The following is a 25,406-nucleotide window of genomic DNA, read 5'->3' on the forward strand; positions in this document are numbered from 1 at the left end:
CGGGTTTTTCTACGAAAAGACGCGTTGCAGCCGAAAGATTCGGTAAAAAACCAGGTTTATTCAGCCGGAGTGCGTAAGTCTAGTCAATGCAAACCCTGACAAATAAACCCCGACCAATAACTCAAACCATCAAAAGGATTTGACCGAGTGTAAATATTTTCTTTCAAACTTTCATATCCTTTCTTCTGTTTCTGAATCTGATTCTCCCGCTTCGTTATTTTCTTCAACTGCGCCCCCAACTTATTAAACTCATCCGTCTCCTTGTGGTAAGATTTCTGCCGCAATTTTAACTCCTGTTTTTCCTTTTGAACCACCGCCAATTTTGACTTTAAATCCCCAATAATTCTCTGAAGCAACGGATCGATTTGCGGTTGATAAAGCTCTTTCAAGTCCGCCCCCGAAATTGTCCGTAACCTCACTTGTGCCCGTCGCAAAGCCTCTGGACGACTCAAACCTTGCCGACGATACTGATAGTAAAAAATCGCAAACAACGAAGTAGCAAAATCATCCACCGCCCACAAAGTGCTGACCACACTCCGCGCCCCCGCACACAAAATTCCCGTTCCCAAACTGAGCAGATTATCGGTAATTTCCGTCCCTCCTAAATTAGTTTCGCAGCAGGACATAAACACATCGGATAACTGCGGCAAGCGCCAACCAGGTGTCATCAATTCCCCTAATGTGATACTCCCGTCTCCTAAAAACAATCGCGATTCTAAAGGATTGTCCAAACGCGAGACAGCGTGGTGACTGGAGTGGATTACATTCACATTTTGAGCGAGGTTTCGATAGGCGGCGACTGTTGCTTCTTGACTTCCTTTTAAGCGCTCAGGTTTGGTCACAATTTCGGCAATTTGTTCGCACTCAAAAGGAGTGAAGTACAAGTCATCCGTGGCATTTTCCACAATCCCGTATTTCGGCGATTCGATGGTTGGGCGTTGATTGCAATACTCCAAGATTCGGCAACTGGGCACGTAACGAATTAGGAATTTGTCACCAAGGAACACCCTTCGTAGGGGCCGTGCCCCCGTGCCCGCCCTCGGTTGAGGGGGTTCTATCGGCAATGCCGCCAGCGGAATCTGATGCAAAAACAGATGCGAAATCACAATCAATTCCTCAATCCCCTCCAAACAATTACCAATCAACTCATCAACTTTCAACCGCTGCGACAACTGAGACAAAAACTCACCCATCCCCTGTTGCCAAATTTTCCTATCGTGCAAATAAGGCGACAACCAACTCTCGCTAATCCAATTCTGAAAATTTTCCCAACCCTCTCCCTGACAAGTGTGAATCTGCGGCGCTTTATCCTTGTAAATCACAAAAACATGAGTGTCATCAGTCGTGGTATAAAAACAGAGAATCGCCGTCTGTGAATTGTCAATGAGTTTCTGCATCGCCGCAAACTGCATCGGATCGACTTGAACTTGTCCAGCTAAAACAGGATCTAAACTGCGAATATTTTCCCAGATTTGCTGTTTCTCCCCTTCCAATTCTTGAATCTTCTCGGTGTAAGCAGACAAATCCGCCCGACTGCGCGACTGACTCCCCACACCTGCTAATTCTTTATTGCCTTCAGAAGGTTTGCGGAGTTGTTCAACTTCTGCGTCAATTTCCCGCTGCTTCACCTCAAATTCCTGCAAATACTTTTGCACTGCGGGCGGAATTTCGCCGCTAGCATACAAATCATTGCTGTGCATTAAATCGACTAACCGCTGAGCACGGGTTCTGTCGCAGTATTCTATGGCTTTCTCCAGTTGGTTGCTGTTGACGCAAGCTTGAATTGCCTTTTCGTACACACCTATAGATTCAGCTAAAATCTGCTGGCGGATATCGTCGGAAGTTGCCCAACTTCTGCTTTTTTCTACTGCTTGAATTGCTTTCTCGAATCCTTCCAGGGCGATATCCCAAAAACCAGCAGTGAAAGCGGTATTTCCGAGGTTTCTACCTGATTGCAAGCAGTCTAAAGGGAAAGCAGTAGGAGTGCTAATTTCTAATGCTAAGCGCAAACAGGCGATCGCCTCTTCTATATTCGCCGCCCTGACTCCTTCTATTCTGTTTCTATAGGCAGTCCCCAAATTGTTTTGAGTCATTGCCCAATTTTCGGGATAATCCTTGCGGGTATAGACTTTTAAAGCTTCCCGATAACAGTCGATAGCCTCTTCTATATTCGCATCCATGACTCCTTCTATTCTGTAACTATAGGCACCCCCCAAATTGTTTTGAGTCCTTGCCCAATTTTCGGGATAATCCTTGCGGGTATAGACTTTTAAAGCTTCCCGATAACAAGCGATCGCCTCTTCTATATTCGCCACCCTGACTCCTTCTCTTCTGTAACTATAGGCAGCCCCCAAATTGTTTTGAGTCGCTGCCCAATCTTCGGGATAATTATCGGGGGTACGGACTTTTAAAGCTTCCCGATAACAGGCGATCGCCTCTTCTATATTCGCCGCCCTGACACCTTCTATTCTGTTTCTATAGGCAGTCCCCAAATTGTTTTGAGTCATTGCCCAATTTTCGGGATAATCCTTGCGGGTATAGACTTTTAAAGCTTCCCGATAACAGGCGATCGCCTCTTCTATATTCGCCGCCCTGACTCTCTCTATTCTGCCACTATAGGCAGTCCCCAAATTGTTTTGAGTCGCTGCCCAATTTTCGGGATAATCCTCGCGGGTATAGACTTCTGATGCTTCCCGATAACAGGCGATAGCCTCTTCTATATTCGCCGCCCTGACTCCTTCCATTCTGTCACTATAGGCAGTCCCCAAATTGTTTTGAGTCATTGCCCATTGTTCGGGATAATCCTCGCGGGTATAGACTTCTGATGCTTCCCGAAAACAGGCGATAGCCTCTTCTATATTCGCCGCCCTGACACCTTCTATTCTGTCATTATAGGCATTCCCCAAATTGTTTTGAATCGTTGCCCATTGTTCGGGATAATCCTCGCGGGTATAGACTTCTAATGCTTCCCGAAAACAGGCGATAGCCTCTTCTATATTTGCCGCCCTGACACCTTCTATTCTCTGAGTATAGGAATTTCCCAAATTGTTTTGAGTCCCTGCCCAATTTTCGGGATAATCCTCGCGGGTATCGACTTTTAATGCAGCGGTATAACAAACAATACCTATTTCTAAATTCCATGCCCGCCGCCCTAGAGGAAACTGATTAATTAAATTGCCCAAATTGACAATAACTCCTGCTAAATATGCAGCTTCTTCTGAGGTAAATTCTGTGAATGTGGATGTAGCCCAAGCTTGTAATATTCGAGCAAAGTTTAAATCCAATTTATCGAATTTTTGTTGTAAAATAGGATAAACGACTTGAGGATTTCCGTCACTGTCTGACGTTGCTTGCAACACCTCCATCAAGAAAGATAAATACTCTTCACGAGTTGCTGTACTGCCGACAAAGTGTGCCAATTGTGCAGCTAGATTTTGCAACCAAGCGGCCTGGGAGTTGTCCTCTGTTGCCATCTTCTCCGCTTCCGCTTCCATGACTTGCACAAAATTGGCATCAACTAACTCTAGATTGGCGTTGAGAATATCATCCTCTTCACCGCTAAGGCACTCAAGCAGGGCTTGAATCAGTTCGAGATAGGCCGCGAGGCGTTGTTCGTTCATGGGAGTTTCCTTTTATTCTGTATATATATCGATCGGCAATTTGGGGGAGAATTATGCAGATTCCTGAAAAATTATAGATATTTGTCTTGGGAATGTTGTAGGGGCGGGTTCACCAACCATCAGCGCCCAAAACAAACAAACTCGAAAACCCGCCCCCACCCCATGCAAAAAACCCAAAAACGCAATATTTTAATTTTTTTTTCGTATTGATGACTTGTAGGGGCGGTTTTTTTTAATTTTTGATTTTTATCAGATATGGTTAGTGAAGCCGCCTCTACAAGTCATGGAAATTTATCCATATTTCTGGGAGATTGCCGATTTATGACAAGGCAAAATCATCACCATCTCCCCAAATCTCAGCTAACTTCTCCAACAAATCTTCAGCGATCAGATTCAGTTCCGCTTTCACATCCTCCTCAATATCTGAAGCTTTCTCAACAGGTGAAGATTTATCACGAGAGAAAGATATATCTCTATTTCCCAAACCTCCACTGCTAGAACCACTTCCCGCTAAAGCCTTCCCCCCTTCATATCCCCAGTCAGATTTCTCACTACTGTGCAAAACTTTATTCAAAATTGCCACAATTTCCGAAATAGATTTGTTTTGCAAATTCTCCCGAACTTTTGCTTGTACGGGGTCATCTTCTCCCAAATCAGATAGCAACTCTTCAATTTCACCTTGCAACAGCGGAATCGCCAACTCAATTCGATCCAAATAATCCCACAATTCCTCAAGGGGTTTGAGATTAGTTAGAGAAATCTCTTGAATTTCATCATGAATTTCCACAGCCGGAATAAAGCCCAAAAGTTTCACTTTATCGAAAGGTTCGGCAAACTGAACGACGATATATGCAATGCGGTTTCCTCGCACTTCCGGCAGAGAAATCGCCGATTCTCCAAGCTGAACCGGACAGCATTCTATCTTGCCAATCCCCGGCAAAACCAAATCGCCGACATCCAAAACCGCCCGCATTGCTGGATTCCAACTATCACCGCCATTAATATCGGTTTCCATTTCCATCCATTCCAAAAAATAGTTAACTGCCCAAACCGCCAGGGTATTGAAATAAACCCGCTTGCCTTTTTGCGGATTAGCTTGCTCTGAAGCAAATTGCAGAGCTAAATTGCGGGCAGTTTGCTCCAGAGGAATTTGTAACAAATAAGTATCCATGCTATTCACCATTATTCCTCCGGTTGATATCCACATTCTTTAGCAATTCTATTGCCAATCTCTTTGACGAGTTCAAAACCTGTTCTTTTCCAGTGAGAGTTGAGAGTTTGATAGTCAATATTTAACTCTCTGGCAATTACCGATAATTTATCAGGAGGGTCTTTCAGCAGCAATCGCACTGCCAGTATGTGACAATTGGCATCCGGTCGAGGGCGACGATTTTCGGGAGTGTTTGGCTGAGTCTTATCTATTTTTTCATTGGGATAACTGTTTCGCAGTTCTCCCGTCGGATCGTCTTCAATACACTGCCATAGTTTGCGGCCGATGCCCTGCTTATTTTGAGATTGTTCTCTCTCGATGAGTTGCTCAATCCCATTTCTAGTGGTATCGTCTATCGGTTCTTGAGCCTCAATTTTTTCACCTGGGTTGCTCGTAATCGGAGCATCAAAACTAACAGTAAAAATCTGTTGCTGCATCCGGCGATATTGGTCATAGACTTTGTTCTTGAGAGTTTTATTGAACCGCTGAACTACTCGGGTTCGCAACACATCAGCAGCGAGATTGTCGAGGTCAAGTCCCCGCAAAAATGCCGAAAGCGTTTTGATAAAACCGCAATAAGCTTCCTGCATCATTTCGTCTAAATCAATATTAGGATAAGGATGCTTGCGAATTCCGGGCAAATGGGGAATGAGTTGGCACAATTGATTTTTGAGTCTTTCTTTTTCCTTACTCCCCTCTTGCGAGTCTTTCAAGAGTTGTAGAAGTTGGCGTAACTGTTCGTCGGTGTTCACAGGCACGTTCGGATGACATCGAGATAATTCGATTTTCCCAGGGAAAATAGCGCTGTAACGTGCCAACAGTAACAAAGTCAACGAAATCGGTTTGAGTTCCCAACCCGTGGGTGGAAGCAACAAGCTGAAACTTGCCGCTACAGGAACTAAACCTGCTAAGGGTTCGACGGGGGTATCATGTCTCGTCATAGTCCAGTTTTTGCGTGTTGATACTCTGATATCGCAGGTTTTGGCGGCTTTATGCAGAATTGAGCAAAAATTTTTCGTAAAGGCAATGCGATAAGGACTGAAGTCCTTACTACGAAATTAATCCGGTGTAAAATTAACAATCGTAGGGACTTCTCCACTGCGCTTTTGAAGAGATGTCGCAGGAGTCACCCAGTTTATGCACATTCCAAAAATAAATCATATCAAACCCTATTGATACCAAAGGATTTGATATGAAGCGAATTCTATTAGCCAGGATTTGGTATAACGCAGTTTCTACAATTTGTCGATCGACTTTTTGGCTTTATCTGCCAGATTTTTCACCGCATTTTTTGCATCTTCTGCTGCGTGGCGGGCGGAGGCTTCGGCTTGTTTGGCTTTACCTTCAACCTGGTCTTTTCTGTTGCCCGTAATATTACCGAAAATTTCCTGAGCTTTGCCTTCTAAATTTTTGCCGATCGCTTTCGCTCTGTCTTCTGTACTCATGATAAGCTCCGTTTGGCAAGTTGCTATAGTAACATTGTAAAATCAACTCGCCTGCAATTGCCTTTAACTTCATATTAATTTATATTCTGCTTGACCTCGGTCTTCTTCTGATGACTTACTTAGTACAAATTACTCACTCAAAAAGCGAAGGATTCCTTTTTTTGACCACTGAATACGTCGCCAAAATTCGTCCTAAAAAACTATTTCAAACTCGCCGCAGCAACTTTAATCGGTTCGAGCAATTCTAACGGCAAATGCAGCATATTCAATTGGGTGCTATCTGCTGCTTTCCTTTCCGGATCGGGGCCGTGATAATCGCTGCCACCAGTTGCCAGCAAACCATAATGAAGACACAAATCTTTCAATTTTTGGATTTGGCTAGAACTGTGGCTGGGATGGTATACTTCAACTCCCATTAAACCAGCATCTACTAATTCTTTTAAGACTTCCTCAACAGCGCCGCCGCGAAACAAATAAGGGTGAGCCCAAACTGGTACTGCACCGCAACTTCGCAATAAATCAATGCCTTCGACGATCGAGAATTTCTCGTAATGCACATAAGCCGGGCCGTCATCTCCCAGCCAGCGATCGAATGCTTCCCGCGATGATTTGGCGTGACCGGCTTTTACAAGTGCAGAGGCAATGTGAGGCCTTCCCGGTGCCATTCCTGGGGATGTTTTTGGCAGTTCGATCGCATATCCCATTGCTGCTAATTTTTCGACCATTTCCTGCGATCGGCGAAACCTCCCTTCCAGGCGATCGTTCAAAGGAACGCGCAACTTATTTGCATCGGGATAAAAACCTAAAATGTGCAGCGATCGGCCGTTGTGAACTGTACTGAGTTCGAGTCCAGGTACGATTTCTATACCGTGCAAAGCAGCGGCAGCGAAGGCTTCATCCCAACCCGACATCGTATCGTGATCCGTGACGGCCAAGGCGCGAACCCCCGATGAAGCGGCGGCGGCTACGAGTTCGGCAGGGGTGAGAGTGCCGTCGGAATAAGTAGTGTGACAGTGGAGCTCTAGCATTTTTTCTGGTAAGTTAAAGTCTGTAAAACCTGCAATTATTCCCCTCACTCATGTGAGATATAACGTCATACTATTTTAGATTTTAGATTTTAGATTTTAGACTTCGGCGCGAGCGCTATAGGAGAACGATTTTAGATTGAATTAGTGATGCTATAACGGTTGGCTGTTATCGACAATTGCCTTTTTTTTCGTAACTAATTTCACTGCAAGCAAAAGTTTTTTGTAATTTAAATCTGTTAGCTGTAATAATTTTTCCTGCCTTAATTTTGTACCTTTCTGTTTATTAAAACTTTGCGTATGTTGAGCATCCTGTTCGCATTTTCAGTTGAATTCAAATGCAGAACACCTTATTTCTTGATTTCTCGCATTGGGTGAATGACCCCCTCTGGCAATTTGGGAGGAACCGGCGATATTTCCATACTTTGTATGTTGTGAACTGGGATAACTACCAGTTTATCTGCCAATTCGAGAATTATCGGGTCTGCTGTCAACATTTTGTGTAGGCGAGTGCCTAAAGTTGCTTGCTCTCCTACTGTTCCCTCTGGCGCAATGAACTGGAAGTGTTGCTGTTTGCCGTTGGTATAGTGGATTGTCAGATTGATAATTCCTTCTTGGTTGGTTGCTTGCATAATTTTTTTCCCTAACAGTTGATCGGGACTTGGCAAAATTAACAATAAATCAAAACTGGCGATCGCACCACCGTTGGAAAGCTCGTTGGAAAGCTTTTGACAAGACCAGGCTGTCGGTACGAAAGTCCGGTTACTGCTAATTTTATCACAAAAACTGTACGGAAACTCGCCAACTTACCCAGTATACAATTGCCAGTCGCGCTGTCTTTGCTCCTTAATGCGCGATCGCCCTCGCCAGCAATATTTGGTCGATCGGGCTTTCTTCTATGCCAGTTGGCAAAGTGGCTCAATTTAGCCTCTGTAGCCACTTGACTCAAAGCGGTCTCAAGTCATACAGCAGAGGCGTTTGAGCGCTTTGGGTGTCAAGATTTTTCGAGGGGGGAACTGTGGAGGTTAGGATAGTGGCATTCTGCTGTCACTGCCGTAGAGGATTTTTTTATAAATTAATAACATAACATTCAGGTACAGCTTATGAAATCCACACTTTGTTTTCCCGAAACTTCTCTTCACTCTAACGCAGTCACTGTTAATAATAATGCTATTGACTCTTGTATCTTTGCAGCTTGGATTGACTTAGTAGGAGGAGATTTTGAGAGCTTGGGAGGAGATGATTGGCTTCCCTTGTGCGGCGACATTGATGACGGCGAAATTTACCGGGAATGGTTTTTTTGGCAAGACAGCGAAGTGACTCAAGAGTGGGAAGCTTACGATCCAATTACTAATTATCGAGTCGTGGCATCTAGCCGAGAAATGCTGATTTCTAAAATTGACCAAATAGAAGATGCTAGAAAAGTTTAACTGTTAGGGACAACGTTAAATCTTGATGTTCAACTTTAATAAAATTTCTGTAAACTAACCCGGTTTCTTTAAGGCCTTAAAGAAACCGGGTTTTTAAGACCAAAGCTCTAGGTTTGGGTTTAGTTCCACGGGCAGAAAATAATAATTTATCTCGCTACTGCTTTTTGTTTTTCTCGTTCTAATTTGCGCTGCTTCAATGCGGCCAGATTTTGTTTAATTGTGTCGATCGCAAATCCAGCCTCCTGCTGTTGGTATAATTCGCTGGCACGGATCAAATCTGCAACAGCCTCGTCATCCGATCGCAAATTTGCACAAGCCAAGGCGCGATTGTGGTAAGCTTCTGCTAAAGTTGAAACTTGTTCTACAGCGCTGGTAAATTTATCTTTGGCTTTGCGGTACTTTCCCGACTGATAAGCCTCAATTCCTTGTTGAAAATAAACGGAAGCTTTGCTGCCGCTGTCGGTATCGGGAAATTCTGGGTAAGTTAAAATTGGTTCTTTAAAGAGTACAGAAATGCTGCCCTTGCCGAAGTAAGCCCAAGTCATTGTTCCAAACCCAATCCCCAGCACGAGGGCAACAATGACAGACAGAGCAATAAAATTGGTGAGTTCCATAGAGCAATATTTGTTGTATTATAATATGATAAGTTAATTCCTAACTTCTGCAACAATGGCTGCGCGAATTGACCTCAACTGGAAATGGTTTTTCGGGTCGCTAGCTTTAGTATTGTCGATCGGCTTAATGATTGCAACTGCAAGTTCTGACGCAGCAACCAACGCGCAAACTCAAGCAGGGTGGCAATTGTTGCAGCGGGGTGAGACAGGGTTGGTGGTAGCAATGCGACACGCGATCGCCCCAGGCACGGGAGATCCTGCTAACTTTAAGTTGGGTGACTGTTCCACCCAGCGGAATTTATCAGCACAAGGAAGAACCCAAGCCAAGCAAATTGGAGCAGAATTTCGCAACCGCAACATCAAAGTTGCCAGAGTTTTATCGAGTCAGTGGTGCCGATGTTTGGAAACAGCCAAATTGATAAATTTAGGCAAAGTCGAACCGTTTCCAGCGCTGAGCTCGTTCTTTAGGGACAGCAGCAAAGAAGCCAGACAAACAGCGACTATTCGCAAATTAATTGTTGACAACCGCAACACACAAGGCGCGATTATTATGGTAACGCATCAAGTAAATATTACCGCGATTACTGATATTGTACCGCAAAGCGGCGAAGCTGTGATTCTCAAAAGCGATAGACAGGGTAAAATTCAAATAGTCGGACGAATTGGAGGATTTTAAATAGATAGAAAGTTATAATATTATCAATTTCCCATTACCAATTACCCCTTACCAATTTATATGAGTTTCCAATACAGCGCTGCCCTAGTGACTTTAGCCGACCTTGATAAAGAAGTTCTAGTTAAATTTTACACAAAATTTCTCGACATAGAGCCAAACCCTTATATTCCCAATACTTATGCGGAATTTCAACTCCCAGGCTTAAGACTCGGTATATTCAAACCCAAAGATTCCCACAAATCGGAATTTGCAAATCGAGCAAAAACAGGCATGAGTCTGTGTTTGGAAGTCAGCGATATCGAAACTGCGATCGCCCGAATTTGGGCTTTAGGTTATCCGCCCAGTGGAGAAATTATCAAAGCTTCTCACGGTCTAGAAATCTATGCCTTTGATCCTGCCGGGAACCGCATAATTTTACATCAATCTAATGAGAATATAGGATGATGGCTAATTATTGATGAACTCTCGATCTTCTCTTCCTTCGCCTCTTCGCGGTTAGTTCAAAAAAACATCGAGTTCACAACCCGCTGAGGATTGCTATATAACTTATGCAATTGCTTCACCACCTTCGCAATCACATTGTCAAACCCGCCTCTACAACTCAAAACGGCCTTAACTACCTAATCAGTTCAGCAAAACTATAAAAACTGATGATTAATAACAGCAACGCTGTCAGGTGAGTTAGCTGAAATTGAGGCCGTGGGCCGATGGATTCCCGCACCAAAATTGAAAAAGACGAACCAATTATATAACTCAAAGACAACGTTAAATACTGCCACTGCAATGTTACACTCCACAGCCCCAGCAACATCATCGCCAAAGTCAACATCACCAACTCAACAAAGCGAGGCGGATTGTGCTGAGTAGACAGAATCAAAGTGTCCAACCAATATTGCCAAGGTCTCATGTGTTAGCGATCGAGCTTTTAGATTTAGCCTTCTAGCTTAACCTACGATCGCCATTCAGTTTGTTGCTGCAAACACCTTAAAGCCTCCGCCGTCTCAACCTGCGGAAATTGCCCATAAAAGCGACTGACACTGTAAAAAGGGTGAGGAGTCTCCAGAACGATCAACTTATCGCCCATTTGGGCCAAAAATCCCATCAAATCTGCCGGGGCGACAGGCGCGCAAATCCACAAAGCCAGCGGTTGCTGCGACTCCAAAGCCTTAGCCGCCACAGCCATCGTCATCCCCGTAGCAATGCCGTCATCTACCAAAATCGCCAAAGCCCCAGCCGCGCTGATATTTGGGCGTCCCGGAGACAAATCGGCCAGCAGAGATTGAGCATTATTTTGAGCCACGGGCAATGCTAATTTTTGCAAGCGTAAATTGTGCTGCTTTTGCTTTTCCCAGAGGACGTGACCGTCAGCAGTTGCAGCGCCGATCGCCAATTCTAAATTATCTGGGCGAGTAATTTTCTTCGCAACAACCACATCCAAAGGACAGCCCAAGCGGCGCGCAATCGGCACCGCAACGGGCAAACCCCCGCGCGGCAAGGCGTAAACAATCGGTTGCACCGCCTTCTGTGTCATTAAACTCAACTTGCCGAGCTCGTCCACAACTGCCTCGGCCAGTTTTTCGCCTGCATCGGCGCGATCGTCAAAAAACGGGTTAGAGAACATATTTTTGCCTGTACGAGCTCAACCAAACAATTGGAGATTGTGCCAGTCTTAATTGGAGATTGTACGCCCGTGCGTAGCTATCCCGTAGGGAATCGACAACATCGCACACAAGCTTCTAGCCAATCTCAAATCACCAAACCCGATCTAAACTATAAACTCTAGACTCAAAAAAATCTCCCTAATTGTAAAATTTATGTCCAGCGACTTGCAACTGAGCCTTTTTGATAACAATCAAAGTGCCACTTTCCAAACAGATTCAATACCAGCAAATGCCAAAATTCCCATCCCTCCCGGCACTTATCAAAATATGGAACAAATCGGCGAGCACTGCAACCGCTGCTACCGCTGCGAATTGGGCAACAGCCGCACTCACGCCGTCATCGGGCGCGGCAATCCTCAAGCCTCAATTTTGATTGTGGGAGAAGCGCCCGGACAAAACGAAGACGAAACCGGATTGCCCTTCGTCGGGCGATCGGGCAAACTGTTAGATAAGATTTTAGAATCCGTGGGATTGAGTGCAGAAACCGACGTATTCATTGCCAACGTCATCAAATGTCGCCCTCCCAACAACCGCCCTCCAACAGCAAAAGAAATCGAAGCTTGCAAACCTTACTTGCTCGAACAAATTCGCATCTTAGACCCCAAAATTATTTTATTAACCGGTGCAACAGCCCTCAAAGCTTTGCTAAGCGACAAGCGGCCCATTAGTAAAATTAGAGGTCAATGGATTGAATGGGAAAATCGTTTGTGTATGCCAATCTTTCACCCATCATACTTGTTGCGAAATCCCTCCCGTGAACCGGAGACTCCGAAATGGTTTATGTGGCAAGATATGCAGGCCATAAAAGCTAAATTGGATGAATTAAAATAGCAATTCTAATCAATTTTTGTTGATTTGTCGGGGCTGGTTTCACCAACAATCTCTGATTTTTACCCACAATCTTAAAACCAGCCCCGACCCACCAAAAAATTATAATTAATTTTCATTTGCCATTGGTAGGGGGCTGGTTTCACCAACAATCTCTGATTTTTACCTGCCATCTACAAAACAAGTTCCCGCTTTCCATTCATAAATTCACGCCCCGTAGTAAAAATCCGAATTATGGTTGTCTTTAGTATTTTTAGTGAAACTCCTATCAATAGACAAGAAATTCCTCAAGAACTATTAGACATTGAAGATAAACAACGTACTAATCCACTTCCTTGGAAAGGGCAATTTTCACCCCAGTTCGTCGAAACTTTGATTGATAAATATGCCAATAAAAATAGTGTGATTTTTGATCCATTTTTAGGTAGCGGAACTGTTTTATATGAGGCAGGAAGATTCGGACTGGAAGCCTGCGGAACAGAAATCAATCCAGCAGCTTTAATCCTAGCTAACACTTATAAATTCATCACTATCTCACCAAGAAAGCGTGAAAAATGTATCAATTGTTTTCTCACTCAACTAAAAACAGAGATATGGGATAGAATGCCACTCTTCCAAACCATACAAAAAGAACTTACACCCAATGATTTAATAGATAAAATTGTAGACGTAGCCGTTGATGAGGAAGAAATATTCCTTAATATTCTACATGAAGCATTAGTGGTATTGCTAGACTTAGAAAACAAAAAACTTACCAAATCAAGAGTTTTTACAATTGCGGAAAATATCGCTACTTTTGTCCTTAAACTACCCTATAGTAAAAAGCCGATAAATGCCTACAATGCCGATGCAAGACACGTTCCCTTACACAACTCCAGCGTCAATCTTGTGATTACGTCCCCCCCTTATATCAATGTATTTAACTATCATCAGCAGTATCGTGGTTCTACTGAAGCACTAAATTGGAAAATTTTAGAGGTGGCAAAATCAGAGTTTGGTTCTAATCGCAAGCATAGAAGTAATAGATTTCTAACTGTCATTCAATATTGCTTAGACATCGCATATTCTTTGCAAGAATTGTTAAGAATATGCAGCCCTAATAGTAGAATAATATTTGTAGTAGGTAAAGAATCAAATATTAGAGGAACGCCTTTTTTTAACGGGGAGTTAGTTGCAGAAGTTGCTCGTCAAGTATTGGGGATTAGCTTAAATATCCGTCAAGAAAGAAGTTTTGTAAATCGTTATGGAAAAATTATCAAAGAAGATATACTACACTTTACAAAAAGAGAAGACTTACAGTATTATTTTGCCATACATCAAGCCAGAACTCTTTCTATAGAAGCTTTAATATCTGCTTATTCCGTAGCGAATGAACAAGTAAAAGATGAAATCAAGGATGCTATCGATAAGGTTGCCACAGTACAGCCCTCACCTTATTTCGATCTGCAGCGTTCACGGAAAACCCTTGAAATACTCAACCCAAAAAAAGAAAATTATGTTTAATTTAGCTCAACCACATGGGGACAAACTAGCAGCCTTACTTGATAACGTGAAATTACCTCCTACAGATAAACGGCGTGTTAATCAAGCAATCGAATACTACAAAAAATGGTTGGAAACGCTTAAAAACATTAGGGGGGATGATCTGAAAGTTGTTCCAGAGATGGTATCCCATCTAACCTCCTATAAGCGATACATTGACGTTGAACTAATTTTTGACAGTGACAATGATTTTTTGTACCGTCAAAAAGGGCAATTAAAACTTGACAACTCAATTATTGAAGAATTTATACCTATCTTAGTTACAACCGTCTTTGCAGATTCATTAAAAGACAAAGAATTATCCTTTGGCCCAACACAGTGTTTTTCATCACTACGATTTGAGTCAAGTTTAAAACTCAGTCCAAAAGGCGGTGGGATGAGTATTCGAGCCAAGGATCAAGATTTTGCGATTAGTAGAAAAATATTTCTAAAAGCCTCTCATACCCAAGATTTTAAGGAGACTACCTCCCGCGAGGCAAATATTGCTTATGTTGCGGCTGAGTGTAAAACAAATCTTGATAAAACCATGTTTCAAGAGGGCGCAGCAACTGCCCTGGATGTAAAATTGAGTGTACCAGGAGCCAAGTATTTCTTGCTATGTGAGTGGCTTGATATGTCGCCGATTAGCTCATCACTCACAGCTATTGATGAGATACTAATTTTGAGAAAAGCAAAACGCTTATCGTCTAATATAAGAAGTGCTTTTAGTACGGTAGAGGGAAGAAAGAAAAATAAAGATTATTTTGTCAACCATCTTGATACCAACCCCTTTGCACCGGAAGTTTTTATGAGATTTTTAAGGGAGATTGAAGGGATGATTGGTAAAGATGAACTAGACGAAGATGACGTGCTTTCAAGAGGCTATTTTTAAGTGGAAAAAAAATTATCGGAACCAGCGAAATTTATGGCTTTGCACGACAATCGCGCAACCACAAACGAATAGCCTCAGCAATTTCGCTTTCACTATCTTGACCTAATAAAGGACGAATCTCTGCCCCAGTACCAAACCGAGAAACGATTTTTGCCAACTCCCAGCCGTTCTCAGTTTCAGTGAAAAATAACCAATGATATTGCTCAATCTCGACTGCTTTTTCCCCGCGATACTGCCGTTCCAAAGTAGTAATGAAAACTTGACTAGCATTTTCAGGAAGTGCATCTTCAAAATTTAAAGGTAACGGTTCAAACTCCGGGCGACCCGCTAAAATTATTTGCGGCAGCGCGTAACCGGGCGGTGTATTAGTGTTAGGAGAAAAGTGCGATCGCACAATTACACGATTAGCATAACTCGGCAAATCTTGCAACAGGCGATCGACCAAAGTTTCTAAATCAGCGGGACAGGGCGATCGCGCTAACAAACCATACCGACTGGCATTTATACTGTTAGCATGATTTGTCACAAAATTAACTGCCAAAGTCGGGGTTGCAACCGCAGATATCAGCAGATAAACACAGATGAACGCAGATAAAATTCTATTGGCGTTCATCGGCGTTCATCGGCGGTAAAAAACAACATTCATATTGTTATTCAATCTCTTCACAAATACGCGCAAAAGCCGCCACCGGATCGTCCGAAGCAGTAATTGGCCGCCCAATCACCAGATAATCCGCACCAGCTTTCAAAGCCGCCTTCGGAGTCATCGATCGCTTTTGATCGCCTCCATCAGCCCATTTCGGACGCACACCGGGACAAACTAACAGAAAATCATCCCCGCAACTCATTCTTAACTGTTCCACTTCTTGCGGAGAACAAACAGCACCAGCTAAACCCGTTTCCTTAGCCAACAATGCCATGTGCAAAGCAAATTCCGGCAACTCCAAAGGTATTTTCAACTCAAAAGCCAACTGTCTGGAATTCAAACTCGTTAACAGCGTAATTGCAATCAACTTAGGACTCGGTTTATCCACAGTCGCCGCCCCTTCAGTCAAAGCCAACTGTGCCGCTTTCAAAGCATCTTTACCGCAAGTAGAATGGATAGTCAATAAATCCACATTGTACTTAGCAGCAGCCCGACAAGCACCAGCCACAGTATTCGGGATATCGTGAAACTTCAAATCGAGAAAAATCCGCTTTTCCCGCTGTTTTAAAATTTCCAAAATCCCCGGCCCGGAACTCACAAACAGTTCCAAACCCACTTTCCAGAAAGATACTTGCGGCAGTTTGTCAAGAAGTGCGATCGCCTCTTCTTGACTCGAAACATCCAAAGCAACAATAATTCGATTATCAGCGTTCATCAGCGTTCATCTTCAGTATTCATCTGCGGTTAAAAAAGAGATTCAAGACACCAATCGCACAAACTTATTCTTCCCAACCTGCAAAACCTTACCGCCTAAATCAGCCGGTGATTCAAAACTAAGGTTAACATCAGAAACCCGATCGCCCTCCAACTTCACCCCGCCGCCCTGCATCAACTTCCTGGCATCACCGCTGCTTTTACAAAGCCCGCTAGCACTCAGAATATAAAACAACTTAGCCGGAAACTGCACACTTGCCAAAGAAAACTCCGCCACAGCATCAGCTTGTCCTGCAGCACCTTTAACCAGCGCCATTGCATCTTGTTGTGCGCGATCGGCCGCTTCCGAACCGCGATACTGGCGCACCACATCCAAAGCCAAAAGTTTCTGTTTTTCTCGCGGATTTTCGGGCACTTCATCAAGTGGCAAATCTGTCAATAGTTCAAAATACTGGGCGATCGAACTATCAGCAATTTTCTCCAACTTAGAATACATCGTCAGCGGGTCTTCCGACAAACCCACATAATTGCCCAAAGACTTCGACATCTTCTGTACGCCGTCAGTCCCGATTAAAATCGGCATCAGCAAACCAAACTGCGGTTTCATCCCAAAATGCCGCTGCAAATCTCTTCCCACCGCAATATTAAACTTTTGGTCGGTTCCCCCCAACTCCACATCCGCTTCCAAAGCCACCGAATCGTAACCCTGCATTACTGGATACAGAAACTCATGCAGATAAATCGCATTCTCCTGCTGCATCCTGTTATCAAATCCCTCTTTAGCGAGCATCTGCTGCACCGTCATCGTCTTCAGCAGTTCCAAAATCTTCGCCAAGTCCAATTTCGACAACCACTCGGAGTTATAGCGAATTTCCAAACGCCCGGGCGTGTCAAAATCTAGAATCGGACGCACTTGGTCTAAATAAGTCTTGGCATTTTCCGCCACTTGTTCGGCCGTCAACTGGCTACGCATCTCCGACTTCCCTGTCGGATCGCCAATTCTGGCGGTAAAATCTCCGATCAGCAGTATGGCTGTGTGACCGGCATCCTGAAAAGCCCGCAGCTTGCGGACGCAAATGCTGTGTCCCAAGTGAATGTCACTCCCTGTCGGGTCAATTCCCAGTTTGACGCGCAAGGGTCGATCGACTTTTGCCAGCAGTTGGGCTAAATTTTCGTCAGGGTTGCTAGAATCAGGTCGATCTGGAAAAATCTCGCTGACGCCGCGGTAAAGCGCTGAAAGGTTAGGAGTTATCATCGGGGAGCGATCGTCCATCATATTTTGCCAAAGTGCAGCAGAATTAGTTACACTCACTGGTTGACGCATAAAAACATAACTATCACGCTACTATAATCCGAAAGCTGACCGGCTTTCATTAGCTGACCCCGCCCAAAAACGGATACCAGCCCCCGACAACAGTCGTGGAGATCCCCAAATTTTAGACTCTTGTTCAAACTCCCAGATTCATCTGTGGAATAAATCTAAAATCTAAAATCTAAAATCTAAAATCGACTGACAGTCTCTAGGGTTCGCATCTAAAATTAAAAGTCTTAAACACCAAATCGAGTGAGGAAGTGAAATCCACGTGTCAACCAACGCAGTCCGCAATAACACGGAAAACTCAGCCCCCGTATTTGAGTTTGTTCAGTCAGTCAGTAAAGTGACCGCCGGAACCATACTCAGCATAACAATGCTTGCCAGTTCCGTAGTCGCTGGTGGACTGGTTGGCTTAGCGATCAGCTTCCGCAATTTGCCAGATGTTCGGATCTTGCAAACCTACTCTCCCACAGAAACTACCCACATTTACGACATCAACGGCAAGCCGCTAGCCAGCATCCACGACGAAGCCAACCGGGATGTCGTACCCCTTGACCAAATCTCCCCGAACCTGAAACGAGCTGTTCTGGCGATCGAAGATAGCAACTTTTTCACCCACAAAGGCATCAACCCTGGTGGGATAGCCCGCGCTCTAATAGTCAACCTAGAGAAAGGTAGAACCGTTGAAGGTGGCTCGACTATGACTATGCAGCTAGTCAAAAACCTATTTCTTTCTCCCCAGTCAAAATTTAGTCGCAAGGTAGCTGAAGCGGTAATGTCTATCCGCTTGGAGCAAATTCTCAACAAAGACCAAATTCTGCAACTATACCTGAATCAAATCTACTTAGGTCACAACTTGTACGGCGTAGAGACAGCCTCTCGAAGCTATTTCAACAAGTCAGCAAGCAATTTGACTCTTGCAGAAGCAGCGATGCTGGCCGGCTTAATTTCTGCCCCCGAAGAATACAGTCCTTTCGTCAATTACAAGTTGGCAAAAGAGCGGCAAACAATCGTTTTAGGCCGCATGAAGGATCTTAAATGGATTACGCCTGCCCAAGAGACTGCTGCCCGCCAGGAAAAAATTAAGCTAGGCAAAATTACCTCTTTTGGAGGATCTCAAGTTCCTTACGTAACACAAGCCGTAGTTCAGGAACTGACAAGGCGTTTTGGGCGAGATGCCGTGGTTAAGGGAGGAATGCGCGTTCAAACCACGATCGACCTCAAAATGCAGCGCATAGCCGAAGAAACCGTCAAAGCGTGGCACAATCGGCTTTACTACCAAGGCCTTTTTTACGATCGCGAGGAAGGTCAAATTGCCCTAGCCGCCGTCGATCCCCGCACCCACTTCGTCAAAGCAATGGTTGGCGGCGTCGATTACGAAAAGAGTCAGTTCAACCGCGCCATTCAAGCACGCCGTCAGCCCGGATCTTCTTTTAAGCCTTTTGTCTACTACGCTGCCTTTGCTAGTGGCAAATACACCCCGGATTCAGTTGTCTACGACTCCCCTGTCGGCTACCGGGACGGCGACGGCTATTACTACCCTCAAAACTACGGCGGTGGCTTCTCCGGTGCCGTCAGCATCCGCAGAGCTTTGGAAGTATCTCTAAATATTCCCGCCGTCAAGCTTGGTCAAGAAGTCGGATTGAATAAAGTGATTGAGATTTGCCGCGTGCTCGGCATCAGAAGTCCGATGGAACCGGTGATTTCTTTGCCCTTGGGTGCCGTTGACCTCACTCCTTTAGAAATGGCCGGAGCTTTTGCTACCTTCGCCAACAACGGCTGGCATTCTGACACCACATTTATCGTGCAAGTCACTGACAGCAGTGGCAACGTCTTGCTCGACAATACGCCCAAACCCAAATTAGTTCTCAATTCCTGGGCGGCGGCATCTGTCAACAGCGCCCTGCAAGGGGTAATTAGCAGCGGAACAGCAAGGGCGGCTCAACTTGGGCGGCCGGCTGCTGGGAAAACTGGTACAACTTCCTCAGAACGGGATATCTGGTTTGTGGGTTACGTGCCGCAGTTGTCGGTGGCTGTTTGGATGGGCAACGACAATTACAGACCGATGAGCTACGGTGCTACTGGCGGTGGGATTGTCGCCCCTGTTTGGCGCGATTTTATGAGCCAAGCTTTGCAGGGAGTTCCCGCAGAAAGTTTCAAACCTGCTTCATCTTTTGAGCGGCCTTAATTATCAGTCATTGGGCATTGGGCATTGGGCATTGGGAATACTTTCTTTTTCTTCCTTCTTCCCTCTTCCTTCTTCCTTCTTCTTTCTGACACTAGGATTGTTTTTCCAGCTCAGATTTCATCCGCTCCAGCGTTGAGTTCATTTGCTCAAACATCTGCTGGGGCGTGATGCCAAATTGATTGAGCTGTGTTTTTAACTGCTCTACAGTCATCTGAGCCATGAAGTCTTCAGACAGCTCGAAGCGCTTCATAAAAATACGGTAGCGCTCCATCATTGATTCCATCTGAGCGATGAACATTTTCTTGCCTTCGCGATCGAATTTGCCGTAATTCCCGCCTAGTTTGATGAGAGATTGATAGTCTTCAAACAACAGCTTGGCTTCTTGCTGAACAATTTCTGAATCAAAAAATCCCATAGCTTTCCTAATTTTTTAATATTCTACTAATTTTGATCTAGGCGAGAAATCCCGCTGCTTTTTCTACTATTTTATCAGTTGCCGGAGGAAGTCCCTACCCCTTAAGGCGCAAGAATAAGTAGAAATTTCCGTACAGGATAAGGCATGGGCATTGGGCATTGGACATTCGGCATCGGGCATCGGGCATCGGGCATCGGGCATCGGGCCCTAAAAGCATTGGTTATTGGTTATTAAAACTAACAACCAACCAATAACCAATAACTAATGACTGATGACTAATGACTAATGACTTCTTCAAACTTCCCCGATGCGTTCTAGAGGCCAAAACCGCACTACAGCGCGGCCGATGATATTCTGCTTAGGTAAAAATCCCCACCTGCTGGAGTCGTTGCTGTTGTTGCGGTTGTCTCCCATCACAAAGTATTCATTGTCTGGGACGCGGTAAGGCCCCCACTGGTACTTAGGAGGTTCGGCAATATATTTTTCGACGAGGGGTTTGTCGTTGAGATAAACTAAACCTTTTTTAACGGCGACGGTTTGACCCGGTAAGCCAATTATCCGCTTGATGAATGCTTGGTCTTGGGTAAAGCCTTCTTCTTGCAACTTTTCGGGAGGAGCAAATACTACGATGTCGCCAGTTTTTGGAGGTTCGAGGTAGTAGGAAATTTTTTCGACTACGACGCGATCGCCCACGTGCAGAGTTGGTACCATAGAATCTGAGGGTATGTAGCGCGGTTCGGCGACCAACGCTCGAATCACTATTGCTAAACTCAAAGCAATAATCACTATCTGAAGATTTTCTCGCTGCGACTTCCACGCTTTCTGCCACCAGCTTTCAGGCGGATTTTCTGCTACTTTTGTACCCAAATTATTTTTTTCAGATGTCATGAAAATCCTCGCTATATAGTTGCCACTAATTATCTGATTAAGCTCATCAGCATTTAAATTGCATCTCAATAAATAATTCAACAATGAGCGAGCTGGGCACGCGAACCCGCCCCAAATATACAATTTAAATGCTGATTAGCTTACCCTTGAAGAAGGTTGCTGTTAATTACTAGACTTGAAGTGCAGGCATTGGCAAAAAATCTACAAATGCTTCTGCGTTGCATCTACGGTTTCCCTATCAATCAAAGATTTATGCAATAAGTCTACTCTTGATATTAACTCATAAAAAAGGCAGAGAATTTAAATTCTCTACCTTTTTTATGTGAGGTTTTTGAGTTTTTTGCGATCGCGAGATTGGTTATTTCCCAACTTAACTCGCGATCGCACTTACTCAAACTTACTCAGCGCCTTGGGGCAGCAATTCCCGCTTTTGACCTTGCAGCACCTTAACAATTCCGTCCTCGCCCACATCCACAACAGCGGTGTCGCCGTCTTTGATGCGGCCAGAAAGGATTTCCTCAGCCAAGCTGTCTTCCAACAAGCGCATAATGGCGCGGCGCAGGGGTCGAGCTCCGTAGCTGGGGTTGTAGCCTTCTTCTACCAACCGTTCTTTGAATTTTTCGGTCACTTCCAGGGTGATTCCCTGTTCTGTCAAACGACCGAACACTTCTTTGAGCATGATGACCGCGATTTCCTTGACTTCTTCCTTGTTCAACTGACGGAAGACGATAATTTCGTCGAGTCGGTTGAGGAATTCAGGGCGGAAGTAGTTTTTGAGTTCTTCGTTAACCAAAGAACGAATGCGGTTGTAATTAGCATCGGCTTGGTTGTCGCTGAACTCGAAGCCGAGGCCACCGCCGCCTTTTTCAATCACCTTAGAACCGATGTTTGAGGTCATAATCAGCAGCGTGTTTTTGAAGTCCACGGTGCGACCTTTGGCATCTGTTAAGCGACCGTCTTCCAATATTTGCAACAGCATATTGAAGACATCGGGGTGGGCTTTTTCGATTTCGTCGAACAGCACGACGGTGTAAGGACGGCGGCGGACTGCTTCTGTGAGTTGACCGCCTTCGTTGTAGCCGACGTAGCCTGGAGGAGAACCGATGAGTTTGGAGACGGTGTGCCGTTCCATGTACTCCGACATATCCAGCCGAATCATCGCATCTTCGGAACCGAAGAAGTAGCCTGCTAGGGCTTTGGTGAGTTCGGTTTTGCCGACGCCTGTGGGCCCGGAGAAGATGAAACTGGCGATCGGGCGATTCGGATTTTTCAAACCGACGCGGGCGCGGCGGATGGCGCGGGAAACGGCTTTCACTGCTTCTTCCTGGCCGATCAAGCGCTGGTGCAAGGTATCTTCCATGTGCAGCAGCTTTTCGGATTCGGATTCGGTCAGTTTGTTGACCGGTACGCCCGTCCAGCTTGCCACGATTTGAGCGATATCTTCTTCGGTGACAACTGGCGATGGGTCGGTTTCGCCGGTGCGGGCCGAGTCGGTTTTTTTGGCTTGGGAAATAGCGCGAATTTCGGCTTTGATGGTCATTTCCCGATCGCGCAATTCGCCGGCTTTGTCAAAGTCTTGAGAACGCACCGCTTCGTCTTTATCTTTGAGGACTTGGCGCAGTTCTTTGTCAAGTTCTTTGGCTGCGGGGGGCAGTTGGGAGTTGATCAGGCGAACTCTAGAACCAGCTTCGTCTACCAAGTCAATTGCTTTGTCTGGGAGGAAGCGATCGGAGATGTACCGATGTGAGAGTTTGGCTGCAGCTTCCAAGGCCGTGTCCAAGATTTTCAGCTTGTGGTGCTGTTCGTAGCGTTCTCGCAAGCCGAAGAGAATCTCGATCGTCTCGTCAACGGTGGGTTCGCCGACCATCACGGGCTGGAAGCGCCGTTCTAGGGCTGCATCGCGCTCGATGTGCTTGCGGTACTCGTCGAGGGTCGTAGCACCGATACACTGGAGCTCGCCTCTAGCCAAAGCCGGCTTGAGAATGTTCGCCGCGTCGATCGCCCCTTCAGCCGCACCTGCACCGATCAAGGTGTGAACTTCGTCAATCACCAAAATCACGTTACCCGCTGTGCGGATTTCGTCCATGATTTTTTTGAGGCGTTCTTCAAATTCGCCCCGGTATTTGGTACCGGCAACCAGCAAGCCGATGTCGAGGGTAACGACGCGCTTTTCTTCAAGGATATCTGGGATATCGTTGTTAGCAATGCGCTGGGCGAGACCTTCGGCGATGGCGGTTTTACCGACTCCGGGTTCGCCGATTAGCACCGGGTTATTTTTGGTGCGGCGACCGAGGATTTGAATTACCCGTTCGATTTCTTTTTGGCGTCCGACTACTGGGTCTAGTTTGCCATCGACCGCCATTTGAGTGAGGTTGGCGCCGAATTCATCGAGGGTTGGGGTTTTGGTGCGGGCGCCGCCGCCAGTGGCTGCGACTTCTGCGGTTTCTCCCAGCATCCGAATCACTTGGGTGCGGACTTTCGACAAGTCTACTCCCAGGTTTTCTAAGACTCTGGCCGCTACTCCTTCACCTTCGCGGATCAGACCGAGCAGCAGGTGTTCAGTACCTATATAGTTGTGTCCGAGTTGGCGAGCTTCTTCTAGGGATAGTTCTAGAACCCGCTTGGCGCGGGGAGTGAACGGAATTTCGACTGCTACGAAGCCGGAACCGCGCCCGATAATTTTTTCCACCTCAATCCGAGCGTCTTTCAGGTTGACGCCCATTGATTTGAGGACTTTCGCTGCAACCCCGGTTCCTTCACCGATCAGACCCAGGAGGATCTGTTCTGTCCCTACGAAGTTGTGACCCAGGCGGCGAGCTTCTTCCTGGGCCAACATGATTACTTTTATTGCTTTTTCTGTGAAGCGTTCAAACATGATTTATTCCCATCACCTGCTGCTATGTGCCCGTTTCGAGGTCACGCTCGCACAACGAGCGTTTGTGTTCGAGTGTTAACTCGTACTGCTTATTCTAGCGCGACACTCCCAACCTATCTGCCGCACTCGGCTGCGGTTGCAGATTCCAGGCTCATGTTGCAGGGTGGCTTTCAACTGGGAAGACCCAAATGGTGGCTGACCTACAACCTCCCCTAGACTGCAAGAAGATTGCTCTTCTCGGCCCGTGCCCAACCTACGACTGCGTATTGATGGATTCTAGCATAATCTTTTTGGCTGTCATGTAGGTGCAAAAGTGATAATTCTCGAAGTACAGGCCGGGTTTTGCACAAAACTTATTAGTTTGATGCACGATCGATCCCCTAAACTCGCTCTTAAGCTGTTGTCCATCTCAAGAATCTTTTGGTTTGCGAGGGAAAGAGCGAGCTGGGCTTTTTTTATCTAAAATTTTGTCTCAGATCCGTTGAAGATTTGGTTATTCTTCCTGTTGTCAGTTGTGCGATCGATCCTGAGCAATTAGTGAGTGTTGCTACACTCCGAGGGGTTTGGCTCAAACTATACTCTGCACGGTTCAAACGAGCGCGAAGCAAAGCGGTAAGTACGATCATGCAGGCAGAGGTTTCTTCCCATGCTGAAGTTGATTGCCTATGAGGATTTTGGACTAAATTTATATTGAGTGACCCATTATTGGTCAATGCAAGTAAAAGACTCAATAAATTACATTTAAAACTCAAAAATATCGATCGCCAAATGCCAGTTTTTCTGATGCAGTCGATCGCAAATTTGCACTTTTTCAACCGCCAAATATTGCTGAAATTCTGGTTTCTCTAGGCCACTGCGCCACATTACCAGAGCATCTTCTCGGGTGTCTTCGTAGTACCTTTTCCGCCGCCCTGCCTCTTTAAAACCAAATTTTTTGTACAGTGAGACGGCGGCTAAATTAGACTCCCGCACTTCTAAAGTTGCCCGTTCTAATTGTCTATAGTGAGCCTTGTTTAGTAAAACCCAAAGCAGAGCTTGTCCTAAACCCTGACCTTGAAAGCGAGGATGAATTGCCAAAATTGTAATATGAGCTTCTTCTAAAATTGCCCACAGGCAGCCCAAACCGATCAGGGTTGGGGGAATCTGTAGGGGCGGTGCCCCCGTGCGCGCGAGGTTTTGAGCTGATTCGCCGACCTCGGTTTCCGATGCCCACAAACCCAGTAAATCGCTGTTAGGACTGCCTAACTCACGCCCATAGCCTTCTAAAGTCCAAAGTCCGCCAAAACAGAGCCGATCGAGTTCGACTGCACTGTTGAGGTGTTCTGCGGCGAGATGTTTAATTTGTAGAAAACGCACGGCTGTAAATTGTACACTGGAAAACACAGTAGCGATTAGCTGTTTGTTGCTAGTTTTGAGTCATGACTCACAAGTCTCCAGACATTA

Annotated in this window: 24 protein-coding genes; 7 read left to right on the forward strand and 17 right to left on the reverse strand. The window is 45.4% G+C overall.

Annotation, left to right across the window (positions count from 1 at the left end):
• Nucleotides 1-83: 83 nt before the first annotated feature.
• The 7 genes from QUB37_RS18970 to QUB37_RS19000 all read right to left on the reverse strand — a co-directional run bounded on the left by QUB37_RS18970 (nt 84) and on the right by QUB37_RS19000 (nt 8,249).
• Entirely contained in the window at nt 84-3,620 is a 3,537-nt protein-coding gene (locus QUB37_RS18970; protein WP_333164875.1) for a CHAT domain-containing protein, read from the reverse strand.
• Between the two features lie 319 nt (nt 3,621-3,939).
• Nucleotides 3,940-4,803 (reverse strand): DUF1822 family protein, encoded by an 864-nt coding sequence (locus QUB37_RS18975; RefSeq protein WP_333164877.1) that lies wholly within the window; start codon nt 4,801-4,803, stop codon nt 3,940-3,942.
• Complete coding sequence (locus tag QUB37_RS18980) at nt 4,803-5,771, reverse strand: hypothetical protein (protein WP_333164879.1); 969 nt, start codon at nt 5,769-5,771, stop codon at nt 4,803-4,805. Before QUB37_RS18980 ends, QUB37_RS18975 begins: the two co-directional genes overlap by 1 nt.
• 294 nt (nt 5,772-6,065) lie before the next feature.
• Nucleotides 6,066-6,275 carry a CsbD family protein gene (locus tag QUB37_RS18985; protein WP_333164882.1) on the reverse strand — a complete coding sequence of 70 codons (210 nt, stop codon included), beginning with the start codon at nt 6,273-6,275 and terminating at the stop codon, nt 6,066-6,068.
• Nucleotides 6,276-6,475: 200 nt separating this feature from the next.
• Nucleotides 6,476-7,303 (reverse strand): PHP domain-containing protein, encoded by an 828-nt coding sequence (locus QUB37_RS18990; RefSeq protein WP_333164884.1) that lies wholly within the window; start codon nt 7,301-7,303, stop codon nt 6,476-6,478.
• A 347-nt stretch (nt 7,304-7,650) separates the two neighbouring features.
• The gene (locus QUB37_RS18995; protein WP_333164886.1) at nt 7,651-7,932 is read right to left on the reverse strand and encodes a hypothetical protein; all 282 of its coding nucleotides are present in this window, start codon (nt 7,930-7,932) and stop codon (nt 7,651-7,653) included.
• Nucleotides 7,933-7,970: 38 nt separating this feature from the next.
• Nucleotides 7,971-8,249 carry a hypothetical protein gene (locus tag QUB37_RS19000; RefSeq protein WP_333164888.1) on the reverse strand — a complete coding sequence of 93 codons (279 nt, stop codon included), beginning with the start codon at nt 8,247-8,249 and terminating at the stop codon, nt 7,971-7,973.
• Between the two features lie 154 nt (nt 8,250-8,403).
• On the opposite strand from QUB37_RS19000, the gene QUB37_RS19005 reads away from it, so the two are divergent.
• Nucleotides 8,404-8,730: a hypothetical protein gene (locus QUB37_RS19005; protein ID WP_333164891.1), complete on the forward strand. Its 327-nt coding sequence runs from the start codon at nt 8,404-8,406 to the stop codon at nt 8,728-8,730.
• A gap of 146 nt (nt 8,731-8,876) precedes the next feature.
• Here the strand turns inward: QUB37_RS19005 and QUB37_RS19010 are convergent, their stop codons facing one another.
• Entirely contained in the window at nt 8,877-9,344 is a 468-nt protein-coding gene (locus QUB37_RS19010) for a hypothetical protein (RefSeq protein ID WP_333164894.1), read from the reverse strand.
• 55 nt (nt 9,345-9,399) lie between these two features.
• On the opposite strand from QUB37_RS19010, the gene QUB37_RS19015 reads away from it, so the two are divergent.
• Together QUB37_RS19015 and QUB37_RS19020 are read left to right on the forward strand one after the other, a co-directional pair.
• Complete coding sequence (locus QUB37_RS19015) at nt 9,400-10,020, forward strand: histidine phosphatase family protein (protein ID WP_333164897.1); 621 nt, start codon at nt 9,400-9,402, stop codon at nt 10,018-10,020.
• 60 nt (nt 10,021-10,080) lie between these two features.
• Complete coding sequence (locus QUB37_RS19020) at nt 10,081-10,464, forward strand: VOC family protein (protein ID WP_333164900.1); 384 nt, start codon at nt 10,081-10,083, stop codon at nt 10,462-10,464.
• A 172-nt stretch (nt 10,465-10,636) separates the two neighbouring features.
• Here QUB37_RS19020 and QUB37_RS19025 read toward each other — a convergent pair whose 3' ends face one another.
• Both QUB37_RS19025 and QUB37_RS19030 read right to left on the reverse strand, forming a co-directional pair.
• Nucleotides 10,637-10,906: a hypothetical protein gene (locus tag QUB37_RS19025; RefSeq protein ID WP_445251099.1), complete on the reverse strand. Its 270-nt coding sequence runs from the start codon at nt 10,904-10,906 to the stop codon at nt 10,637-10,639.
• Nucleotides 10,907-10,969: 63 nt separating this feature from the next.
• Nucleotides 10,970-11,641: a phosphoribosyltransferase family protein gene (locus QUB37_RS19030; RefSeq protein ID WP_333164904.1), complete on the reverse strand. Its 672-nt coding sequence runs from the start codon at nt 11,639-11,641 to the stop codon at nt 10,970-10,972.
• A 193-nt stretch (nt 11,642-11,834) separates the two neighbouring features.
• On the opposite strand from QUB37_RS19030, the gene QUB37_RS19035 reads away from it, so the two are divergent.
• The 3 genes from QUB37_RS19035 (at nt 11,835) to QUB37_RS19045 (ending at nt 14,922) form a co-directional block, all read left to right on the forward strand.
• Nucleotides 11,835-12,512, forward strand: coding sequence for a uracil-DNA glycosylase (locus QUB37_RS19035; protein WP_333164907.1), 678 nt, complete (start codon nt 11,835-11,837; stop codon nt 12,510-12,512).
• Nucleotides 12,513-12,743: 231 nt separating this feature from the next.
• A complete protein-coding gene (locus tag QUB37_RS19040; protein ID WP_333164909.1) occupies nt 12,744-14,012 on the forward strand; it encodes a DNA methyltransferase in 1,269 nt (422 codons plus the stop codon).
• Complete coding sequence (locus QUB37_RS19045) at nt 14,005-14,922, forward strand: Bpu10I family restriction endonuclease (RefSeq protein ID WP_333164911.1); 918 nt, start codon at nt 14,005-14,007, stop codon at nt 14,920-14,922. Before QUB37_RS19040 ends, QUB37_RS19045 begins: the two co-directional genes overlap by 8 nt.
• Nucleotides 14,923-14,953: 31 nt before the next feature.
• Here QUB37_RS19045 and QUB37_RS19050 read toward each other — a convergent pair whose 3' ends face one another.
• The 3 genes from QUB37_RS19050 to tyrS are packed head-to-tail and all read right to left on the reverse strand — an operon-like array spanning nt 14,954 to nt 17,558.
• The gene (locus tag QUB37_RS19050; protein WP_333164913.1) at nt 14,954-15,535 is read right to left on the reverse strand and encodes a hypothetical protein; all 582 of its coding nucleotides are present in this window, start codon (nt 15,533-15,535) and stop codon (nt 14,954-14,956) included.
• 37 nt (nt 15,536-15,572) lie between these two features.
• Nucleotides 15,573-16,283 (reverse strand): orotidine-5'-phosphate decarboxylase, encoded by a 711-nt coding sequence (gene pyrF, locus QUB37_RS19055; protein WP_333164915.1) that lies wholly within the window; start codon nt 16,281-16,283, stop codon nt 15,573-15,575.
• A 42-nt stretch (nt 16,284-16,325) separates the two neighbouring features.
• Entirely contained in the window at nt 16,326-17,558 is a 1,233-nt protein-coding gene (gene tyrS / locus QUB37_RS19060) for a tyrosine--tRNA ligase (protein ID WP_333164943.1), read from the reverse strand.
• A gap of 307 nt (nt 17,559-17,865) precedes the next feature.
• Between tyrS and QUB37_RS19065 the strand changes: the two genes are divergently transcribed.
• The gene (locus QUB37_RS19065) at nt 17,866-19,785 is read left to right on the forward strand and encodes a transglycosylase domain-containing protein (protein ID WP_333164917.1); all 1,920 of its coding nucleotides are present in this window, start codon (nt 17,866-17,868) and stop codon (nt 19,783-19,785) included.
• A gap of 91 nt (nt 19,786-19,876) precedes the next feature.
• Here QUB37_RS19065 and QUB37_RS19070 read toward each other — a convergent pair whose 3' ends face one another.
• From QUB37_RS19070 to rimI, 4 genes are all read right to left on the reverse strand, one after another.
• Nucleotides 19,877-20,200 (reverse strand): DUF1825 family protein, encoded by a 324-nt coding sequence (locus tag QUB37_RS19070; protein WP_006632589.1) that lies wholly within the window; start codon nt 20,198-20,200, stop codon nt 19,877-19,879.
• Nucleotides 20,201-20,494: 294 nt separating this feature from the next.
• On the reverse strand, nt 20,495-21,088 hold the full coding sequence (gene lepB, locus QUB37_RS19075) for a signal peptidase I (RefSeq protein ID WP_333164919.1): 594 nt from the start codon (nt 21,086-21,088) through the stop codon (nt 20,495-20,497).
• A gap of 397 nt (nt 21,089-21,485) precedes the next feature.
• On the reverse strand, nt 21,486-23,963 hold the full coding sequence (locus tag QUB37_RS19080; protein WP_006632591.1) for an ATP-dependent Clp protease ATP-binding subunit: 2,478 nt from the start codon (nt 23,961-23,963) through the stop codon (nt 21,486-21,488).
• Nucleotides 23,964-24,704: 741 nt separating this feature from the next.
• Nucleotides 24,705-25,346, reverse strand: coding sequence for a ribosomal protein S18-alanine N-acetyltransferase (rimI, locus tag QUB37_RS19085; RefSeq protein ID WP_333164923.1), 642 nt, complete (start codon nt 25,344-25,346; stop codon nt 24,705-24,707).
• Nucleotides 25,347-25,406 lie beyond the last annotated feature (60 nt).

Origin of the sequence: Microcoleus sp. AT3-A2 (genome assembly GCF_036705685.1) — a bacterium.
In the GTDB taxonomy this organism is placed as follows: Bacteria; Cyanobacteriota; Cyanobacteriia; order Cyanobacteriales; family Microcoleaceae; genus Microcoleus.

What these genes read in the sequence shown, in the direction of transcription:
- QUB37_RS18970 (WP_333164875.1), bottom strand. Translation starts at nt 3,620, where the DNA reads ATGAACGAACAACGCCTCGCGGCCTATCTCGAACTGATTCAAGCCCTG.
- QUB37_RS18975 (WP_333164877.1), bottom strand. Translation starts at nt 4,803, where the DNA reads ATGGTGAATAGCATGGATACTTATTTGTTACAAATTCCTCTGGAGCAA.
- QUB37_RS18980 (WP_333164879.1), bottom strand. Translation starts at nt 5,771, where the DNA reads ATGACGAGACATGATACCCCCGTCGAACCCTTAGCAGGTTTAGTTCCT.
- QUB37_RS18985 (WP_333164882.1), bottom strand. Translation starts at nt 6,275, where the DNA reads ATGAGTACAGAAGACAGAGCGAAAGCGATCGGCAAAAATTTAGAAGGC.
- QUB37_RS18990 (WP_333164884.1), bottom strand. Translation starts at nt 7,303, where the DNA reads ATGCTAGAGCTCCACTGTCACACTACTTATTCCGACGGCACTCTCACC.
- QUB37_RS18995 (WP_333164886.1), bottom strand. Translation starts at nt 7,932, where the DNA reads ATGCAAGCAACCAACCAAGAAGGAATTATCAATCTGACAATCCACTAT.
- QUB37_RS19005 (WP_333164891.1), top strand. Translation starts at nt 8,404, where the DNA reads ATGAAATCCACACTTTGTTTTCCCGAAACTTCTCTTCACTCTAACGCA.
- QUB37_RS19010 (WP_333164894.1), bottom strand. Translation starts at nt 9,344, where the DNA reads ATGGAACTCACCAATTTTATTGCTCTGTCTGTCATTGTTGCCCTCGTG.
- QUB37_RS19015 (WP_333164897.1), top strand. Translation starts at nt 9,400, where the DNA reads ATGGCTGCGCGAATTGACCTCAACTGGAAATGGTTTTTCGGGTCGCTA.
- QUB37_RS19020 (WP_333164900.1), top strand. Translation starts at nt 10,081, where the DNA reads ATGAGTTTCCAATACAGCGCTGCCCTAGTGACTTTAGCCGACCTTGAT.
- QUB37_RS19030 (WP_333164904.1), bottom strand. Translation starts at nt 11,641, where the DNA reads ATGTTCTCTAACCCGTTTTTTGACGATCGCGCCGATGCAGGCGAAAAA.
- QUB37_RS19035 (WP_333164907.1), top strand. Translation starts at nt 11,835, where the DNA reads ATGTCCAGCGACTTGCAACTGAGCCTTTTTGATAACAATCAAAGTGCC.
- QUB37_RS19040 (WP_333164909.1), top strand. Translation starts at nt 12,744, where the DNA reads ATGGTTGTCTTTAGTATTTTTAGTGAAACTCCTATCAATAGACAAGAA.
- QUB37_RS19045 (WP_333164911.1), top strand. Translation starts at nt 14,005, where the DNA reads ATGTTTAATTTAGCTCAACCACATGGGGACAAACTAGCAGCCTTACTT.
- QUB37_RS19050 (WP_333164913.1), bottom strand. Translation starts at nt 15,535, where the DNA reads ATGAACGCCAATAGAATTTTATCTGCGTTCATCTGTGTTTATCTGCTG.
- pyrF (WP_333164915.1), bottom strand. Translation starts at nt 16,283, where the DNA reads ATGAACGCTGATAATCGAATTATTGTTGCTTTGGATGTTTCGAGTCAA.
- tyrS (WP_333164943.1), bottom strand. Translation starts at nt 17,558, where the DNA reads ATGATGGACGATCGCTCCCCGATGATAACTCCTAACCTTTCAGCGCTT.
- QUB37_RS19070 (WP_006632589.1), bottom strand. Translation starts at nt 20,200, where the DNA reads ATGGGATTTTTTGATTCAGAAATTGTTCAGCAAGAAGCCAAGCTGTTG.
- lepB (WP_333164919.1), bottom strand. Translation starts at nt 21,088, where the DNA reads ATGACATCTGAAAAAAATAATTTGGGTACAAAAGTAGCAGAAAATCCG.
- QUB37_RS19080 (WP_006632591.1), bottom strand. Translation starts at nt 23,963, where the DNA reads ATGTTTGAACGCTTCACAGAAAAAGCAATAAAAGTAATCATGTTGGCC.